Genomic DNA, 16,699 nt, shown 5'->3' with positions numbered 1-16,699 from the left:
ATTCATTTGACCCACATTTTGTATCATACCTTGTATATACTTCCAATGATGAAGATTTTATTAAAGAGGGTGAGAGATTATCAAATTTAAATTCTTCTAAAGATTATCTTGTATATGGTGCAACTGGATTTAATTATCCAGTAAGTGCAGTTTATGCCGACGATAGTGGTTATATTTATGCCTTGACTGACAAAGAAAATAATAGATTAATTTATGCGGAAATTAGTTTTTGTGATTATTTTACTGATATAGACTATGAAAAAATAATTGATAAAAAATATCTCCCAATTAACTTTGATGCAAAAAAAGGAAATTCAACTCAAAAGAAAAAACATGAAGAATTTATGAAAAAAGAAGGAAAGTAATTATAAAATAGGATTGTAACTTATCTAGCTACAATCCTATTTTTATATACTAACGAATTTTGTTTCATAATAAACTACTGATTCTTCATTTTATTTTTTATTTCATCTATTATTGATTTTCTATCTTCACCTATAATACTAATTAATTTTGATGGCATAAATCCATTTTTATAAACTCTATCTTCATTCTTTTCTATCATTTCAATAATTATTTCCTCAAACTTTTCATAAGAAATTAATCCGTCATTATATGTGTCTACTAAATCCTTAATTTTATACCCTAGTTCTTTAGGATCTTTATGTATTGCTTTCATAGTAACTCCTTTATAAATCATAAATTTTAATATAACTATAATACATCCTTTGAAGAATTATTGCAAAGAAAAATAAATCTTTTACTTACCTATTATACTAATAATGCCTTTTGGCTTAAACCGGAAGTTCATATATTACCGTGAGAATTTCAACTTTTTAACTAACGGAATATCTGCTGGTGCAAAATCGAAATTATCAATTTCATCAATGCTTACCCACTTAACTTCATCATGAACGGATAATTCAAAATTCCCCTTAACTATTGTAGCAAAGTATCCCATTAACTTTATTTGTCCATTAGGATAAGTATAAATGCTTTCCCCTAAAAATTCTCCCACTTGAATTTCTATATTTAATTCTTCTTTAATCTCTCTTTTCAAACACTCTTGTGGTGTTTCACCTGATTCTATTTTCCCTCCTGGGAACTCCCACTTTCCTGCTAAATTTTCATCTTTTCCTCTTTGAGCTATTAGAATTAAATCATCTTTTGTAATAATCGCTGCTGTTACTTCTTTCATAGAATACACTTCTTTCGTTTAATTATTCTAAATAACCTCTACTGGTTATTTGCTAATGGAGCACACATAGATTTTATATAGTATGTGTGTGCTCCACTGTTAATTAAATATTATATTTTCTGTTAAGCTATTTATATCTTTTTAACAAATTCAGATTTTAGTTTCATAGCTCCAAAACCATCGATTTTGCAATCAATATCATGGTCACCATCAACCAAACGAATATTTTTTACCCTTGTACCAATCTTTACCACTAATGAACTTCCCTTTACTTTAAGATCTTTAATTACTGTTACAGAATCACCATCGTTTAAGACATTTCCATTTGCATCTTTAATAATCTTTTTATCTTCATTATTTTCAGTTTGTGATTCTGAATTCCACTCATGACTACATTCTGGACAAATAAAAAAACCTCTATCTTCGTAAGTATATTCTGAATTACATTTTGGGCAATTTGGCAAATCATGCATATTTCATTTCCTCCATTGGTTATTGTTAATTATAATATATAAAAATTATTTTTAATTTCCTTTTTACAAAACACATATGGGTTTCTTTATAGGCTTATATATTATCATAGTTTCCTCAGGTTGACAAACCTTCCTCCAAATTTTCAACATTACTATATTTAAAGTTATATATACAATTAGTTACATTTATGGTAGGCTATATATAATTCAAAAATTATTGGAGGTATGAAATAATGAATTTTAAAAATAGAATTAAATGGGGAATACTGGGGTTTTTATCAGCAATAGCATTTATACTTTTATTTGCATCTATTTTCGGTTCTGATCCATTAACTCTGATTAAGGATAAATTTATAATTGGCACAATAATTGAACCTTATTTTAAGTTTTTATGTTTATTAATATTTTTAATTATGTTAGCATATATAATTCATAAAAAAAATAAGGATTACGCGTAATAGTCTTTTAGAGCAAGCGAATTGCTTGCTCCTGATGATTCTAACTATCTTATTCTATAAGTAATGCATCTCTTATTTTTCCAGTGTTTTTCTTATTTACATCTAGGCTAATTGTATCTCCAATTTCCTTTAAAAGTATAAGCTGATTATCCTTCACACTTAATGCAAAATACGACTCCTTAGATATAAGCTTTACATAATAGTAGGTAGTTCCATCTATTGCAGCTGTTTTAATGTTTTCTATTACACCTGACACACGCTCTGTTTCCGTTTCTGTTACGGATATGCTGTTATTTTTTAGAAGCTCTCTGTACTTTTGCTGACAGCTTTGTATGGTCTCTCCTGTGGCAACAATCTGGTATTTTTCAACATTAACCATTCCGTACATTTTAACCAATCCGCCAGCATCTTTTAATGCCATCATATAAGTTGGCTGACCTTCAACATTCAATAATAGGGGGAATGTGGCTTTATAACCTAAGTGCTGTACGACCCCTTCCGAACTACTCATGGCAGAATACTCTTCAGCACCAGAAACTGGATAATAAATGGTTTCTTTCGTTCTCTTGTTTGCCAGAATAAAACCTATATTGCTTTCATCCCGCCCTACAGAAGTTACTCCCGTATATATCCAATTGTCATTTCCTTGGGGAATATAATTATAACCCTCAGTTGTTACTTTAACTCCCTTTTGACCAAATACAGAGTTCCAATATCCATTTTGTAAGCTTCCATAATAGTCATACTGTGAAATAATTAAATTCGAATTATACACATTATCTACCCATTCTGGCACTTCATCTAAAGAGTATTTGTAAGTATCACCTGTTGCAGCGTTAACCAATAAAACATAATCTACATCAACGCCACCAAACATACCAATTGTATGCTTTTCAACGGGAACTACCCAAAAGGGCTCTCCATTCTCATTTAATTCAAAATTAAATGAACTAAACATAGAAAAAGGATATTTCATTCTTAAATACCTTTTTAAGTCCCTTCCAAAAAACTCACTGGGACTGTATTTTATACCCTCTTTTAACCTTATAAGCTCTGCTTCCTGAGTCATCATATCAATTTTTATATACCCAGGAGTTCCTTCACGTTTGTTATTATTCCACTTAAAAAAGCCTCCATAATATAAAGGAGAAACACGCACTGACTTCCCCTTCAAAGTTATTTGCTCATTTTCTCCAAGTTCAAACTGCGACACTACATCAACCAGACTTCCAAGCTCTCTATTGCTTATTTGAATAGCTGAATCTTTATCAAGCAGAGGAACATTTTCTAAGGTTGCCTTATAAGTTGAAAAATCCCCTTCCTTTATATTGTCTTTCATTAAACCCACATAGCGTGATGAATTAAAGAATCTATTACTTGAAAAAATAGAAATAATAAAAGCTGCCACAAATAAAGTTATTCCTATGCCGAGGGCTTTTACGTGAGACCCAGCGCTATTTTGAGATTTCCCTGTAGCCATGAAACCAGCTATAACTAAGGATGTTTCAAGCAACAAAGCTAGTACAAGAACATACAACCAAAATGCCATGGATTTAAAATTTATAGCAGGCAAAGCTACATAGTAAATTATGATTCCCGCAATTATGGTTATGACTATGGGCATTAAACTCTTTTTTATACCTTTTGACATATATTTCTTCTCTCCATTCTTATGTTGTCATACCTAATGTCTCCGCTTTTTAGTCATCTAGACAACCTATTCACAAACCTCATATTTTTCTAATGTCAGTTTAGCATAAACTTTATTCCATTTCTATATTAAACTTATAACAGTAAATATAATAGGTAACTATATAGAGAGCTAAAATCCCTGCTTTTCTAACCATTCTGCTAACCTTTTCTCACGAGATAATTTTACCTTTTCGTCTCCCTCATATTTTCCCAATGTTAGTTCATCATGGATGTTTCCATCCATAAGATATATCACTCTACTTGCTCTGGCTGCCACTTTAGCATCATGAGTAACAATGATGACTGTTGTACCTTCGCCATTTATAGAATTGATTATATCCATCACTTCTCTCGTGGTACTACTATTTAATGCTCCAGTAGGTTCGTCCCCAAACAAAACATCAGGTTTATTAATCAGTGCCCTACAAATTGCTGCACGCTGCAACTGACCACCCGAAACTTTTTTAACATCATGACCCGCTACACTGTCAATTCCTGTTTTAAGCATTAAACTATTAGCATATTTATTTACCTCTTCCCTAGACAAAGCACCTGCTTTAAATCCAGGGAGTACAATATTATCTCGGATAGATAAATTTTTTAGAAGGTGTGAGTGCTGAAAAATAAATCCCATATGCTTTAGCCTTACCTCGCTCATCTTCCCATCATCTAACTTAGAAATATCTTTCCCACAAAACAGCACATTACCTGAAGTTGGTCTGTCCATTCCACTTATACTATAAAGCAATGTAGACTTTCCAGATCCAGACCGTCCCATAATTGCTATAAACTCGCCTTCATCAACCCTAAAATTTATATCATTTAATACCACTGTACCTTCAAAGCTTTTACATAAATTCTTTGCTTCCAATATTGTTTTCACATTGCACCTCCAGACTCTCTATTCTTTAATAATAGAAATAATATTATATTTTTTAATTGTTCTCATAATAATCCATGTTACCACCAGTATAAGCATTATCAATAACAACGGGCAAATGATATATTCCATTATAGGATTGGTAATGAGGTTGACTTTCTTAATGCCAATTCCTGCAACACCTAAGGCAGCGTTGACAATCTTTTCCCCTAAGAGATCCGTTAATATAATTCCAACCAAAACTCCTAGTATTGAAACGCATCCCATTTTTATCATATACTGCTTATTTATATCCTGTTCAGAAAATCCTATAGCTTTTAGAACTGCTATTTCCGATAAATCCTTTACTAAACGGAGCTTTAAAAACAAAATAGCTATAAGCATTGTTAAGGCAATGCCTATGATGACAATTGCAAATACTATAGTGGCAAGTTGTTTTGAAACTCCACCCAAGGTCTGATTAATAAATTCCTCCATTGGGTCTACCGTTACTCCTGCTCCAAAGCTTTTAGACCATTCATCAGCCTTTTTTCCCACTTCTACATTATCTTTGAGATTAACTGAAAATGAATATTTTTCAGCATCAACTTCTGAAAAATTATATTTTGACTTTGCTGTATATCCACCGCTGGTAACGTCCTGATAGATTCCCGAAATTACAAATTCCTTTTTCTTGTCATTAATTAAAATCTCAATCTTGTCCCCAGACTCTTTTCCTTTTTCATTGGCGTAAAGGTAGGAAAGAGCAAGTGCATCTTCACCTTCTGGAGCCTTCCCACTAAGATATTGCAATTCGTTTCCTGCACTAGACCCACAGTCTATATTAAGATTCATAAGCTTATTTTCAGCATCAATAGTCTGAACACGTACACTTCGGTATTCATAATAGTTTTCAATAGTATTATCCTTTTGTAAAAGCTGTTTTACATTAGCATATCTAGTTTCAAGGTTCTCCCCATTCTCCACTTCAATTAGGATATCCTCAAGAGAACTTCCCATATAAGTGATGAATTCAGGTGCTTCAAAGGTATTCAACAAATTGACAGGAACCATAATCATCATTACAGTAATTAACACAACTGCAAATACTATTACCCAGTTTTTAAACTTATAAAAAACCTCACGTATTCCTAGGAGCAAGTTAACAGGAAGCCTATTTGATTTATATAGTCCGTCCTTTATACCTCCCTTATTTTTTCCAAAGCCCTTTCCCCTAACCAGAGCGTCAACAACGGTAACCTTTTTTATTTTCTTTAATATCCTTTTACAGTAATAATTAATAAGAAGAAAAATTAAGTAACCAGCAACAAGGGATAATACCACCGCCAAAGTTGACATACCTATATCTCCAAAGGTAGAGGTGATATGCTTTGTAACTACGCTACTAAGTAATAACGCTAGAATATATCCTGTTATTATACCTATAAAAGCTAGTGCTCTATACTTATAAATATAAATATCCCTAATATCCCTAAAGGGAAGCCCAATAGCCTTCATAGTACCAATTTCTTGAATTTCCTCCTCCAAAGCAGCCATGATTGTGAACCTAACACATATAAAAGAAACAATAATTAAAAGCAAGCTCACCAAAAGCAAAACAAATACAGTTGTAATATCCGTTAGTGCACTGAGTAGAAAAATAATTGAATAGGTTACTGCCTGACCGCTTTGAGGAAGTCCTGCATTCTCATAAACAGTTTTAAAATTTGAAGCCTCTTTTGTATTGGCAAAATATGCTTCTATAAGATATTCCTTTTCTCCAACCTTGCCTTGAAGGTTATTAAAATCTTTATGGCTTAACAGTAATCTTGTAGAAGAGACCATTGGAGAATTCATCATTGAATCCAAAATAAATTCCTTGATTACAAACTCCTTTTTCACATTATTGCTTGTCAAAATAACATGATCACCAATTTTCATATCATACATTTCCTTCAATAGTACAGGAATCCCAATTTCGCCTTCATAAATAGTTACTTTTTCATGTTGAGAATTTAAGAGTAAATCCTTTAATTCATTCTGCTTTACAAGACCTATGTCAAGACGGCAGTCAGAAAGGTCGTAAGTATTATCCTTACCAACAATAGTAAGATTTTCCCCATAGACATCAATCATTGTAAGGGTTTGATTGTAAATTACTAATTCATTTTCTGACATAAACTTATTTATCTTTTCCTCATTGATTTCTCCTTTATGCATCTGAACAAAATGAGGGGGCTCTGCCGTCTTATATAATTTAGAAATAGATGTAAAGGTCTGTACACCCATTAGCACTGACAAAACTGCAAGGCTTGCCGAAAACATCATGAATAAAAATAATGCCAAATTAATCATTTTATTTTTTATAAAATCATTTTTAACTATTAACCAATTCATTTAAATCACTCCTTTCCATCTCCCTAATACTTTTACTAAATCCAAATATAAAAGCAAATGTAACCATTACTATACCAGCAATAATAAGCATCAAACCAATTCCACGTCCTTCTCCGGTGCCAATAATACGACCTATGCTCCCTGCAAGAATGCCATCCTGCATCAGCATGGGTCCAAACACATAATCAGCTAGCACACCGCAGACCGCGTATGCTAAAACAAAACCTATTTGTGTAAGAATACTTATCATTCCCCATGCCCTTCCCTGCACATCATTGGGTATACTGATACGAATTAAAACATCTGCGCAGGTGTTAATAAAGGGTAGCGCTGTAAAAAATAAAATGCAGAAAACTACAATCAACCATATGCTAGTTGTTGTACCAGTCAATGCCATAAAAATACCTGCTGCTATTAATGAAACCCCAAGAATCCTGGAATAATTTTTCTTGATGTTTAAAATACCAATAGCAACACTTCCAACTAACATACCAACAGCACTTACGGACTCCATAATTCCAAGTGTTCTCTCATCAGCAAAGGAAAGAACCATAGGCGTCATCAAAGTCTGTATAAAAGCAATAAAAAAACACATAAATGCCATCAGAACTACTAAACTCATTACCCCTTTATTAGAGGTAATGCTTTTAGTTCCTTCTTTGAACTCCTTTAAAAAGTTAAAATTATCCTTGTTAGGCTTAACTGTTTGGATACTCTTTCTAACTGCCGCTATAGTAAAAACCGTTACAAAAAATGTTGCCATATCAATTATTAAAATTACCCTGATATCTGCAACAGAAAGGATTAGTCCAGCTATAACTGGAGATATCAAATACTTAGAATTCGCCGCAATTTGAACTAAACCGCTTGCCCTGGCATATTCCTCCTCGGAAAGCAAATCAGTAACAGTAGCCCTATAGGCAGGTTCAAGCAGTGATACAAAAACTGAACTTATGGCAACGCCAATAAATATAGGCATAACTCCCCCATTACCTGTTTGTATACAAATAAATATATAAAGAAGACCTATCATTGAAAAAGAATCACCAATTATCATCATAAGCCTTCTGTCATAACGATCAGCAAGAATTCCTCCAACAGGACTCAGTAAAATTGTTGGTAAAAATGCTACAAGTGCTGCAACAGATACCAATGTTGCACTTCCGGTAAGTTGATAAACATAAACTGAAACAGCAAAGGCAGTCATCCCACTGCCAATACTTGAAATCAGTTCCCCAATCCATATAGTCATAAATTTCTTCATAATATTTCCCCTTCTATCCCCTTCTCATTTTTTATATCTATCCTTGATTCTGCATAAATAATCTCATAAAAGAATCTTCAGGAACATCCAGCATTTTTTCAAGCATGGAAATCAATGCTGCCATTACCTTCATCTGTGAATCATCATCTAATTCAAAAATACCTTCATCCGTTAAGGATAATGATGATGCTAGAAAAATCTGCATATATTGCAAAGGATATCTGCAGTTCCATCCAGCTTTTTCAGTTCCTTCTTCAATAATCTTTACTAGAATAGGAGCCATAGCTATAACAATCTGATTCAACATTTTCTGATGTAATAAGGCATTTTCAATTTTATGCATGTCATCTAGCATATCACCGTCAATCTGGTTTATAATACTCATTGACATAAATGCACCCATCAACTTTTCTTCTGGCCTAATATCGTCTATCTTAAGTATTTCATTGGCTCTATTAACTACCATATCTTTATATCGCAATACAATCCCATCTAAAACTTCTTCTTTAGATTTGAAATAATGATAAAAAGTACCCTTTGCAATACTAACCTCTTTAAGTATGTCATTAATAGTACACTTATCATATCCATTCAAGCGAAACAGCCTTTCAGCAGCATCAAGAATTTCATTCTTTCTTTCATTATATTCTTTAGTAATTCTCATAATTTCACTCCATTCTATGTACTCGACCGACAGTCGGTCTAGTGATAGTATATTATACCATTTCCTATTGGTCAACACTTTTTTGTAATTAAATTTTTAATAGAGTGACTACATGGACAAGCCTTAATAGTTCAACCCCTTTATCATATATTCTATATTTAATAATAAATTTCGAGTAGTACCTGACCTACTGCTGGATAATTAAAGAGTCCTTAATTGCAAATCGAAATGTAACCCTTCCGATATCAACTAGGTTGTATTAATAATAATAAATATTTATCCGCTAGGTGGTTGCATCCTAGCTTACAAAAGATTGGTTAGCTACCAGTCTTTTTGTTTGCTCATTAGTTTTGTTTTATATATTCTATGATTGTTGGCGGCAGAACGGAGGACATATATGTCTAAATTTTTTACTTATGAAGAAAGACTTGAATTGCAAAAATACTTAAAAGAGAGTCTTTCCTTTAAAGAAATTAGCCGCAGGCTGGGAAAAAATCCAACTACCATTTCCAGAGAAGTCCGAAAGTATAGTTCCGAAATTGCTACAGGTTACCCTGGATTTCCATTCAATGCTTGTAAGAATCGCATTAACTGTAGAAATAAGAACGTCTGTGGCAAAGAATGCACCAGAAAGTCGGCTATCTACTGTAAGCTGTGTACTTCTTGTAATTCAAACTGTCTAGAGTTTATTGAAGAAGTTTGCACTGCCAGATTCAGAGTTCCTTATGTTTGCAACGGCTGTAGAAGCATTTATAAATGTACACTTTTAAAAAATATATATGATGCAGAGCGTGCCCACATCAAGGCACATGAATCTATATCACAATCACGAAGTGGCTTGTGTGTATCTGAAGATGAAATCGCCAGATTGAATAAGATTATTTCGCCACTTGTTCAAAATGGCCAGTCTGTAAATCAGATTTACATTAACCATAAGGACGAACTTATGTGTAGTGAAAAGACCATTTATAATTACATCGATGCGTGTCTTTTTGATGTCAGAAACATTGATCTTCCAAGGAAAGTCAAGTTTCGTGAGCGTTATAAGAAGCCTGAATTCAAAGTGGATAAAGGCTGTCGCATTGGTCGTAATTACGAAGCGTTTGGTGCGTTTATTGAAAAGAACCCTGATACTGCAGTGGTACAAATGGATTCGGTGATTGGCAACAAAGGTGGTAAATGCCTCTTGACCATTCACTTCGTGGATTGCAGTTTAATGCTGGCATTCTTAAGAGATGCAAACACCTCAAAGTCTGTAACTGATATTTTTAACCAACTTGATAAGGATCTCGGAAAAGATATATTCAACAGACTGTTTCCTGTCATCCTTACGGATAATGGGAGTGAGTTCTCGAATCCTAAAGCAATTGAACATAGGGAATCTGCACCATTTTGGCGTACTAATGTATTTTACTGTGATGCAGGTAGCCCTTATCAAAAAGGAGCTATTGAAGTAAATCATGAATTAATACGAAGAGTACTTCCTAAAGGAACAAGTTTTAATAACCTTACCCAGGAAGATATCAACCTAATGATGAATCATATTAATTCATACAAAAGAAAAAAGCTGAATAATCGCAGTCCATACGAAACATTCAGCTTTTATCACGGAGAGGAAGTTTTGCATAAACTTGGATGCACACTGGTTGCCGCCAGTGACATCATATTAAAACCTACTCTTCTAAAAAAATAATAAAAATGCGTGCCGCCAACCACTAATCTATCTAAGGAATTAAGGGGTGGATTCTCCGATTACAAAAAATCGAGAGGGAGTTGACCTCCATTTAGCATGCTTATTTTTAATATAATACTTCAATAAATGTGAAAAATCAAACTGCATTTTGGTTACAAAAACTGCATCTCATTTACAAAACATGCATTTCGGATACAAAAGTGGCGTTTCGTTTACAAATATTCAGTTGTCAGTTACAAAGATTGCTTTTCAATTTACAAAGTGGCATCTTCTTGTGTTACTATTGAGTTACGACTATTCATTAGGAATAATATTGTATTCAAAATGCAATATATACTTTACATAAAGAATGAAATATAATACAATGTAAATATAAGGAGGGAGAGATAGTGAAAAATTTAAAATTAAAAGCAGCTCGTGCATCATTGGATTTATCTCAAGAAGATCTAGCTAAAAAAGTTGATGTTACAAGACAAACTATAGGTATGATTGAATCTGGTAAATTTAACCCCTCGTTGCAATTATGTATAGCCATATGTAAAGCATTAGGTAAAACTTTGAATGACATATTTTGGGAGGAAGAAAAAAATGAAGAAATTTAAAAAAGTTGTAGATGAAAGGCAAGAACTAGAAATGCTAAGGGTTGAGCATTTTGGATTTTGGCTTATGTTTTGGCTATTATTTGCTTCTATTATGATTCAAACTGGCATGGGGGCATCCTTTAAAGAGTTTGGATTTGAGTTTGGTGTGTTTATGGTTGCATGTATATTGTCATTAATATCTTACCTACGCAAAGGAGCATGGGATTATTATACTAAACCCTGTGTTAAGACATATCTACTTTATAGTATTGTGTCCACTATTATTTTCGGTGGCATCTTTGGAGTAATTAAATATATAACAATGGATTATTTTAAAAATAACATGAAGTATTTAATAATATCTGTAGGCATATATAGTGTATTTATTTTTATTCTTGTATTTATTACACTGTACCTTATGGGAAACTATGTAATTAAAAAACGAAAGCAATTAGAAGAAGAGTATGAAGAATAATTATAAGTAAAAACCTTCGTAAAATTTTAATAAAAATTCCTATGGGAGTTTTATTAAATTAATATATTATATATAATAAAAATATAGAATATTAAAATAATCTACTATCTTAAGAGGTGAAATTTTTGGAACAATCGTTATATATATTAACAGCGTTATTCATGACATTGTTAATTATGGGTTTCTTTGATAAAAAGAATAAGGATAATAAAAAATAATATCTTTCATATTTAACCCTGCTAGCCACAAAACTTAAGGATTATTTGCTGAGTTAAAACCCCTTATATATTAAAAACTTACTATATTATATATAAACGCAGTAATCCTCTAAAATGGAATATAAATAAATTTTTTTATATTTTTATTAGGCTATGTTTTACTATAATGTTGAAATATAGCCTAATAATTATAGATGGGATTGTCCACCTATAATTATTAATATATGAATATTATTCATAATTAGTTTATATTTATTTTGCTATTATTTCCTTTTATAAAGATTAGATAATGATGCTAACAATAAAAATATTTGCCAAGTTGCTCTATACCAATGACTATCAGTGATAAAATAAACTATAAGAAAAAAACCTGCTTCAAGCCACAATATCTGTCTTATCACTTCAATTTTATTAATAATTGTAGATTTTTTCTTATGTATTACTAAACATATAATTGCAACAAAAATGCTTAAAATCCCAATATACACTTTTATCCCCCCCTTTTAAATTGGTTATTTTATCTTACTCTTAAATATTAGTACACAAAAATTTACTATTTTTCATTAAATTATAGTTTTTTAATAACACTTATTATAACATAATTTACAATATATCACACATGTCATATATACATTGGCTCTCTATTTTTTAAGTCTTTTATTTTGATATACCAATGTGCTACATTGCTTTGAACTGTGTCTGTCAATAGCAGTAGCAATGCAAACTTGTTCCTTTGAAATACTCCTTTTCTTAACTTGTTTCCCTCTTTTACGAGAGCGTCTTGGCATATTAGAAGGTTTTGTGCCTTTAAAACTTTCAGCAAAGAATACTTCATCTGCTTCAATAACACCATCAACGTATCCCTTGCCTAAAAATGTGCTTATACAATCAAGAATTTTATGTCTCCAAAAGAAACTTGTTGCTATATTAATTTCTACAATTTATTATAAAATATAAAAAGCTCCCACAAAAGTGAGAGCCTTCTAATATTAGGAAAGTATATTTTTATACTTTCTTCCTTATTTAAACCAATATAAAGGATTGTAAAATTATATGTCATTTGAATAAGCAATTGGCATTCTTCTTTTGCATCATAAAAGGTTCGCTCGGAAATTTTTATGTTTGAACGCAGTGAGTTTAAAAATTTTAGAGCCTAGAAATGTTGCAAAAGTTTAGAATGCCTTGTGAAATGAAACAGTCTATAATTTTACAATCTTTATTCTCCTTTACGCTTTATATACTTCTGTAACAGTTTTTCCAACAATATTGGCTGAGTCCTTTGAGACTAAAGGATTCTTTAGCTCAAAAGCTTCCTGATTGGCTAGTATAACATCCATGAGAGTTTCAATTTCTTCAGAAGTTAAATCTTCTCTAACCTCTGAAATCGAATAAGAAAATTTCTTAAGTTCTGAATCTACAAATCTCATAACTAATGTTTTATCCATAAATTACCCCTCCTTCTTAACCTGCTAATTCATTTTTATTAGTTCTGTGAAAGCCGATAAGCTCATACTTCAAGACATCTGCAATTGCCATGCCTATGTTATGTAGCTGTTCATCGGTAGCCACTGTGCTTATTTTGGAAATAGTTTTGATTTTTTTCCTTTCCTTGTTAGTCTCCTCATCAAATCCTAGTGATACCTCTATCCCTAAAGTAGAAGCATATCTTATAGCTGTTACTGCCATTTGCAAAACCTCCTTTTTTTATTTTCACCTATATATATGCTTTTGCGGAGAAACTGCAAAATAAATAATAGAGAATAATAACAAATAACAGATATTGATGAAATTCCAAGGGAATTTCTATAATTTAAAACTCCGCAGGAGTTTTATCCTCATCTGTACTCTATTCTTTGTTATCTGTTATATAAAAAAGAGAGGCCCCTCTCTTTTTTCAAGAGCGCCTCTCCCTTTCACGGTGTTCCATAGCAGAAAGCAATATTATTATTTGCTCCAGCCTTTTATCAAGCTTTACGAGTAAAAATACGCTAACCGCTACTGGGAATCCTACGTTACTTATAAGTTTAACTATTTCGTCATACATAGAATCACCCCTTTATCTAAATAATAGATAACAAATAATAAATGGCAAATAATACTGAAATTCCAAGGAAATTTCTATAATTATAAAACTTCACAGGAGTTTATCCAAATCTGTTCTTTGTTATCTGTTATCTATATATTATGCTCACAAAGCATCTTTTGCAGTTTTCTAACTGCTCTATCCTTTAAATATCTTACATTATTATAGCTTTTATCTGAGGTTGCTGCTATTTCCCTTAAGGAACTTTTATTTATGTAGAAACTACTAATTACCATCTTTTCTTCCTCTGTTAGCTTGTCCATAGCTTCATATAACTCTTTAGTTCTTTCAAAGGCTAGGATTTCATCTTCTATGGTAAATTCATATCCCTTGTTGATTTGCATAAATTCGTCTGGTATTTCTCTATGGTGTTTTATTTCCTTTTTCAAGAGAGCTTTATAATTTAGCTGAATAGCTCTTATGCAGTAAGGAGTAAAAAATTTATCTTCTTCCTTAAACATGTTAACTGCCCTAATTACAGAAAGGTAGCCATGCTGTACTAAGTCCTCATAATCGTAGCATTTTATTATGTATTTTGAGGATTCTTTTAAAATCAAAGGCATGAAGTTTTCAATTATTTTGCCCAGTGCCTCTTTGTCCCCCTCTTTGGCAGCTCCTATAAATCTATCCACTAAGTAACACCTCCCCCAAAAACTTTTCTGTTTTTCCCTTCCCCTTTATTTTTCTTATATCTTGTCCAGTATTTCTAATGAAGCTACACATCTGGGTAAGTCTGCTATAGGTTCTATCATTGTACCTATCCTTAAGCTCGTTTATGCTTATGTTGGTAGTTATTATAACTGGTAGCCCTGAGCTATTTCTCTTTTCTATAACTTGATACATCATAGCCCTTGTCCATTTATTATCCTCTTCTGTTCCTAAGTCATCAATAATAAGTAAATCCGCATTTTCTAAGCTATTTAACACCGTAAATATGCCCTCTTCTCCCCAAGTTCTCTTGCTTTGGCTTATCCTCTCTGTTAGCCCAATAGCTCCTACAGCGATCACTGGAATTAGCTTTGATAGTAATGCATTGGCTATGCAGGCAGAAAAATAAGTTTTTCCATTGCCAGGTTCTCCGTATATTAGCATACCTTGATTACTCATTTTCATTTGAGGAAATTTCTCTATGTATTCTAAAGCTATTTTATATAATTTTTCATTTCCAACTCTATGATCCCAATTCTTCAAGGTGCTCCTTTTGAAATTATCATCCATCATGCTATTTGCTATAACTCTTTTTACTCTTATTTGTTTTTGCTTATTTTCTTCTTCAGTTTTTTCCCTATAATACTTATCCCTTTGGCATTTGCAAGCCCTAGGATATAATCTAGCTCCAAAATACAATTCCACAATTATTCCCATAGGCTCTTTGCAGATTTCACATCTTTCAATTTCCTCCCTAGATGGTAAACCCCAGCCCATCTCCCTCCACCTCCTCATAATCCTTTTCCACGCTTTTTTGATTTAAATATCCCTCAAATTTGCTACCAAATAAAGTTTCAGGCCTTAAGTATTTTTCCATCTCAGAACCTGCCCACTCCTCCACTTTGTTATCTATTACTTTGTAAAAATCCTCTATGTTAAAACCCTCTTTCATTCTTCCCCGTATAAGCTGCTGAGTTTTTTTACTATTGCACTTATATTTTTTACTAGCTTTTTCATTGAGGTAATCCACAACAAGATTATATATATTATTAAGGTCTTTAGTAGAAGGGTCTTTTAGTAGATTAATCTTTTGTTCGGGACTTTTTTCCGTAAGGGTTATGGATTTATTTTCATAAGGTTCAGTACTTTTTTCCGATGGCTTAGAATTAAAATCCGATATTAAATTCACAAAGTTACTCCCAATTCCATAGTAAGAATAAACTCCGTTTTCCCTTATGGTTTCATGAATCAAAACCCCACTTCTTACCATGTTTTTAAGCCGTCTATAAATAGTATCTTTCTTTAAATTCAATATAGGTAGCTCTTCCCTTATGCCATCATATTTTAGCCAATAATAAACCTTGTCCCCTATTTCTTCTTTATCCATGCGAGTACTATCTTTAAAGTCAACAAAATATCTAAGTATAAGTGCATCTATAACGTCCATACCATGCTTTATAAGCTCCTTTTGACTAAACCCAATTATTGAAAACTTCATATAAAAAACCTCCTATAACTCCTTTGATCTTTGAGAAAATATTTCACTTATATGAACGTTATAAGCTCTGCTAATTATTCTCTGACTATGTATTCTAGGATAATTTTTTCCCTTTTCCCAGTTCCAATACATCTTTTGATTAGTCGAACATATCTCTGCTGCCTCCGCTTGAGTCCACCCTCTAGCTGTTCTTAAAACTTTAATTTTTTCATTCCAAGGTAAGTCACTAATTATTTTTTTAACCATTATGGCCCCCTCCTTTTAAAATATAAGAACACTCGTTTGTTGATTTGCCATTATTACTATATCACGAATATATAGTATATTCAAACAATTTACCCTTTAAATTCACTATTTACCATTAAAACCCTTATTTTCTCAGTAATTATCACCCCTTTATATACAAAGTGACGTTAAATACGTAATACTACGTAACTAACGTCACTTCGTTGGAATATATGATAATAAGGTTGAAAATGTGAGAGGAAACGACAATGT

Annotated in this window: 21 protein-coding genes and 1 pseudogene; 5 read left to right on the top strand and 17 right to left on the bottom strand. The window is 32.2% G+C overall.

All coding sequences use genetic code 11. From position 1 onward, the window contains the following. The first annotated feature begins 182 nt into the window (after positions 1-182). Positions 183-365, top strand: coding sequence for a hypothetical protein (locus ABDZ69_RS04505; protein ID WP_343767076.1), 183 nt, complete (start codon positions 183-185; stop codon positions 363-365). Between the two features lie 74 nt (positions 366-439). Here the strand turns inward: ABDZ69_RS04505 and ABDZ69_RS04500 are convergent, their stop codons facing one another. The 3 genes from ABDZ69_RS04500 to ABDZ69_RS04490 all read right to left on the bottom strand — a co-directional run bounded on the left by ABDZ69_RS04500 (position 440) and on the right by ABDZ69_RS04490 (position 1,671). Then, positions 440-679, bottom strand: a complete 240-nt coding sequence (locus ABDZ69_RS04500; protein WP_343767074.1) for a TIGR04540 family protein — start codon at positions 677-679, stop codon at positions 440-442. Positions 680-814: 135 nt separating this feature from the next. Then, positions 815-1,198 (bottom strand): 8-oxo-dGTP diphosphatase MutT, encoded by a 384-nt coding sequence (gene mutT / locus ABDZ69_RS04495; RefSeq protein WP_343767072.1) that lies wholly within the window; start codon positions 1,196-1,198, stop codon positions 815-817. A gap of 131 nt (positions 1,199-1,329) precedes the next feature. Continuing rightward, positions 1,330-1,671: a zinc ribbon domain-containing protein YjdM gene (locus ABDZ69_RS04490; RefSeq protein WP_343767069.1), complete on the bottom strand. Its 342-nt coding sequence runs from the start codon at positions 1,669-1,671 to the stop codon at positions 1,330-1,332. Positions 1,672-1,904: 233 nt separating this feature from the next. On the opposite strand from ABDZ69_RS04490, the gene ABDZ69_RS04485 reads away from it, so the two are divergent. Then, entirely contained in the window at positions 1,905-2,129 is a 225-nt protein-coding gene (locus ABDZ69_RS04485) for a hypothetical protein (protein ID WP_343767066.1), read from the top strand. Between the two features lie 49 nt (positions 2,130-2,178). Here the strand turns inward: ABDZ69_RS04485 and ABDZ69_RS04480 are convergent, their stop codons facing one another. The 5 genes from ABDZ69_RS04480 to ABDZ69_RS04460 form a co-directional block, all read right to left on the bottom strand. Further along, positions 2,179-3,780 carry a CvpA family protein gene (locus ABDZ69_RS04480; RefSeq protein ID WP_343767064.1) on the bottom strand — a complete coding sequence of 534 codons (1,602 nt, stop codon included), beginning with the start codon at positions 3,778-3,780 and terminating at the stop codon, positions 2,179-2,181. A 171-nt stretch (positions 3,781-3,951) separates the two neighbouring features. After that, positions 3,952-4,704 carry an ABC transporter ATP-binding protein gene (locus tag ABDZ69_RS04475; protein WP_343767062.1) on the bottom strand — a complete coding sequence of 251 codons (753 nt, stop codon included), beginning with the start codon at positions 4,702-4,704 and terminating at the stop codon, positions 3,952-3,954. A gap of 18 nt (positions 4,705-4,722) precedes the next feature. Then, complete coding sequence (locus ABDZ69_RS04470) at positions 4,723-7,077, bottom strand: ABC transporter permease (protein ID WP_343767060.1); 2,355 nt, start codon at positions 7,075-7,077, stop codon at positions 4,723-4,725. Next, positions 7,058-8,329 carry an MFS transporter gene (locus tag ABDZ69_RS04465; protein WP_343769587.1) on the bottom strand — a complete coding sequence of 424 codons (1,272 nt, stop codon included), beginning with the start codon at positions 8,327-8,329 and terminating at the stop codon, positions 7,058-7,060. Before ABDZ69_RS04465 ends, ABDZ69_RS04470 begins: the two co-directional genes overlap by 20 nt. A gap of 49 nt (positions 8,330-8,378) precedes the next feature. After that, a complete protein-coding gene (locus ABDZ69_RS04460) occupies positions 8,379-9,005 on the bottom strand; it encodes a TetR/AcrR family transcriptional regulator (protein WP_343767058.1) in 627 nt (208 codons plus the stop codon). A 397-nt stretch (positions 9,006-9,402) separates the two neighbouring features. On the opposite strand from ABDZ69_RS04460, the gene ABDZ69_RS04455 reads away from it, so the two are divergent. The 3 genes from ABDZ69_RS04455 to ABDZ69_RS04445 all read left to right on the top strand — a co-directional run bounded on the left by ABDZ69_RS04455 (position 9,403) and on the right by ABDZ69_RS04445 (position 11,754). Next, positions 9,403-10,698 carry an IS30 family transposase gene (locus ABDZ69_RS04455; RefSeq protein ID WP_343767056.1) on the top strand — a complete coding sequence of 432 codons (1,296 nt, stop codon included), beginning with the start codon at positions 9,403-9,405 and terminating at the stop codon, positions 10,696-10,698. A 389-nt stretch (positions 10,699-11,087) separates the two neighbouring features. Next, entirely contained in the window at positions 11,088-11,300 is a 213-nt protein-coding gene (locus ABDZ69_RS04450; RefSeq protein ID WP_343767053.1) for a helix-turn-helix transcriptional regulator, read from the top strand. Then, positions 11,287-11,754, top strand: coding sequence for a DUF6773 family protein (locus ABDZ69_RS04445; RefSeq protein WP_343767050.1), 468 nt, complete (start codon positions 11,287-11,289; stop codon positions 11,752-11,754). The genes ABDZ69_RS04450 and ABDZ69_RS04445 overlap by 14 nt, the downstream gene beginning before the upstream one ends. Positions 11,755-12,235: 481 nt before the next feature. Here ABDZ69_RS04445 and ABDZ69_RS04440 read toward each other — a convergent pair whose 3' ends face one another. From ABDZ69_RS04440 to ABDZ69_RS04400, 9 genes and pseudogenes are all read right to left on the bottom strand, one after another. Next, a complete protein-coding gene (locus ABDZ69_RS04440) occupies positions 12,236-12,460 on the bottom strand; it encodes a hypothetical protein (RefSeq protein ID WP_343767047.1) in 225 nt (74 codons plus the stop codon). Between the two features lie 201 nt (positions 12,461-12,661). After that, a pseudogene (locus tag ABDZ69_RS04435) lies at positions 12,662-12,913 on the bottom strand (IS1595 family transposase); the annotation flags it as partial. Positions 12,914-13,198: 285 nt separating this feature from the next. Continuing rightward, complete coding sequence (locus ABDZ69_RS04430; RefSeq protein WP_343767045.1) at positions 13,199-13,417, bottom strand: DUF2922 domain-containing protein; 219 nt, start codon at positions 13,415-13,417, stop codon at positions 13,199-13,201. A gap of 16 nt (positions 13,418-13,433) precedes the next feature. Next, positions 13,434-13,658, bottom strand: coding sequence for a DUF1659 domain-containing protein (locus tag ABDZ69_RS04425; protein WP_343767043.1), 225 nt, complete (start codon positions 13,656-13,658; stop codon positions 13,434-13,436). Between the two features lie 208 nt (positions 13,659-13,866). Beyond that, positions 13,867-14,016, bottom strand: a complete 150-nt coding sequence (locus tag ABDZ69_RS04420) for a YvrJ family protein (protein ID WP_343767040.1) — start codon at positions 14,014-14,016, stop codon at positions 13,867-13,869. Between the two features lie 131 nt (positions 14,017-14,147). After that, the gene (locus ABDZ69_RS04415; protein ID WP_343767037.1) at positions 14,148-14,687 is read right to left on the bottom strand and encodes a sigma-70 family RNA polymerase sigma factor; all 540 of its coding nucleotides are present in this window, start codon (positions 14,685-14,687) and stop codon (positions 14,148-14,150) included. Then, positions 14,680-15,480 (bottom strand): ATP-binding protein, encoded by an 801-nt coding sequence (locus ABDZ69_RS04410; RefSeq protein ID WP_343767034.1) that lies wholly within the window; start codon positions 15,478-15,480, stop codon positions 14,680-14,682. The genes ABDZ69_RS04415 and ABDZ69_RS04410 overlap by 8 nt, the downstream gene beginning before the upstream one ends. After that, on the bottom strand, positions 15,458-16,201 hold the full coding sequence (locus tag ABDZ69_RS04405) for a conserved phage C-terminal domain-containing protein (protein WP_343767032.1): 744 nt from the start codon (positions 16,199-16,201) through the stop codon (positions 15,458-15,460). Before ABDZ69_RS04405 ends, ABDZ69_RS04410 begins: the two co-directional genes overlap by 23 nt. A 12-nt stretch (positions 16,202-16,213) precedes the next feature. Then, positions 16,214-16,447 (bottom strand): helix-turn-helix transcriptional regulator, encoded by a 234-nt coding sequence (locus ABDZ69_RS04400; RefSeq protein WP_343767029.1) that lies wholly within the window; start codon positions 16,445-16,447, stop codon positions 16,214-16,216. Positions 16,448-16,699: the final 252 nt, after the last annotated feature.

It is taken from the genome of Clostridium malenominatum, assembly GCF_039521365.1.
GTDB classification, from domain to species: domain Bacteria; phylum Bacillota; class Clostridia; order Clostridiales; family Clostridiaceae; genus Clostridium_AW; species Clostridium_AW malenominatum.
The sequence above is the reverse complement of the archived record's forward strand: the minus strand, read 5'-3'. Positions and strand labels throughout refer to the sequence as shown.

Bases quoted from the DNA above. Each gene is read 5' to 3' on its own strand.
- ABDZ69_RS04455 (WP_343767056.1), top strand. From the start codon at position 9,403: ATGTCTAAATTTTTTACTTATGAAGAAAGACTTGAATTGCAAAAATAC.
- ABDZ69_RS04400 (WP_343767029.1), bottom strand. From the start codon at position 16,447: ATGGTTAAAAAAATAATTAGTGACTTACCTTGGAATGAAAAAATTAAA.
- ABDZ69_RS04430 (WP_343767045.1), bottom strand. From the start codon at position 13,417: ATGGATAAAACATTAGTTATGAGATTTGTAGATTCAGAACTTAAGAAA.
- ABDZ69_RS04500 (WP_343767074.1), bottom strand. From the start codon at position 679: ATGAAAGCAATACATAAAGATCCTAAAGAACTAGGGTATAAAATTAAG.
- ABDZ69_RS04445 (WP_343767050.1), top strand. From the start codon at position 11,287: ATGAAGAAATTTAAAAAAGTTGTAGATGAAAGGCAAGAACTAGAAATG.
- ABDZ69_RS04405 (WP_343767032.1), bottom strand. From the start codon at position 16,201: ATGAAGTTTTCAATAATTGGGTTTAGTCAAAAGGAGCTTATAAAGCAT.
- mutT (WP_343767072.1), bottom strand. From the start codon at position 1,198: ATGAAAGAAGTAACAGCAGCGATTATTACAAAAGATGATTTAATTCTA.
- ABDZ69_RS04425 (WP_343767043.1), bottom strand. From the start codon at position 13,658: ATGGCAGTAACAGCTATAAGATATGCTTCTACTTTAGGGATAGAGGTA.
- ABDZ69_RS04485 (WP_343767066.1), top strand. From the start codon at position 1,905: ATGAATTTTAAAAATAGAATTAAATGGGGAATACTGGGGTTTTTATCA.
- ABDZ69_RS04410 (WP_343767034.1), bottom strand. From the start codon at position 15,480: ATGGGCTGGGGTTTACCATCTAGGGAGGAAATTGAAAGATGTGAAATC.
- ABDZ69_RS04460 (WP_343767058.1), bottom strand. From the start codon at position 9,005: ATGAGAATTACTAAAGAATATAATGAAAGAAAGAATGAAATTCTTGAT.
- ABDZ69_RS04490 (WP_343767069.1), bottom strand. From the start codon at position 1,671: ATGCATGATTTGCCAAATTGCCCAAAATGTAATTCAGAATATACTTAC.
- ABDZ69_RS04480 (WP_343767064.1), bottom strand. From the start codon at position 3,780: ATGTCAAAAGGTATAAAAAAGAGTTTAATGCCCATAGTCATAACCATA.
- ABDZ69_RS04420 (WP_343767040.1), bottom strand. From the start codon at position 14,016: ATGTATGACGAAATAGTTAAACTTATAAGTAACGTAGGATTCCCAGTA.
- ABDZ69_RS04465 (WP_343769587.1), bottom strand. From the start codon at position 8,329: ATGACTATATGGATTGGGGAACTGATTTCAAGTATTGGCAGTGGGATG.
- ABDZ69_RS04470 (WP_343767060.1), bottom strand. From the start codon at position 7,077: ATGAATTGGTTAATAGTTAAAAATGATTTTATAAAAAATAAAATGATT.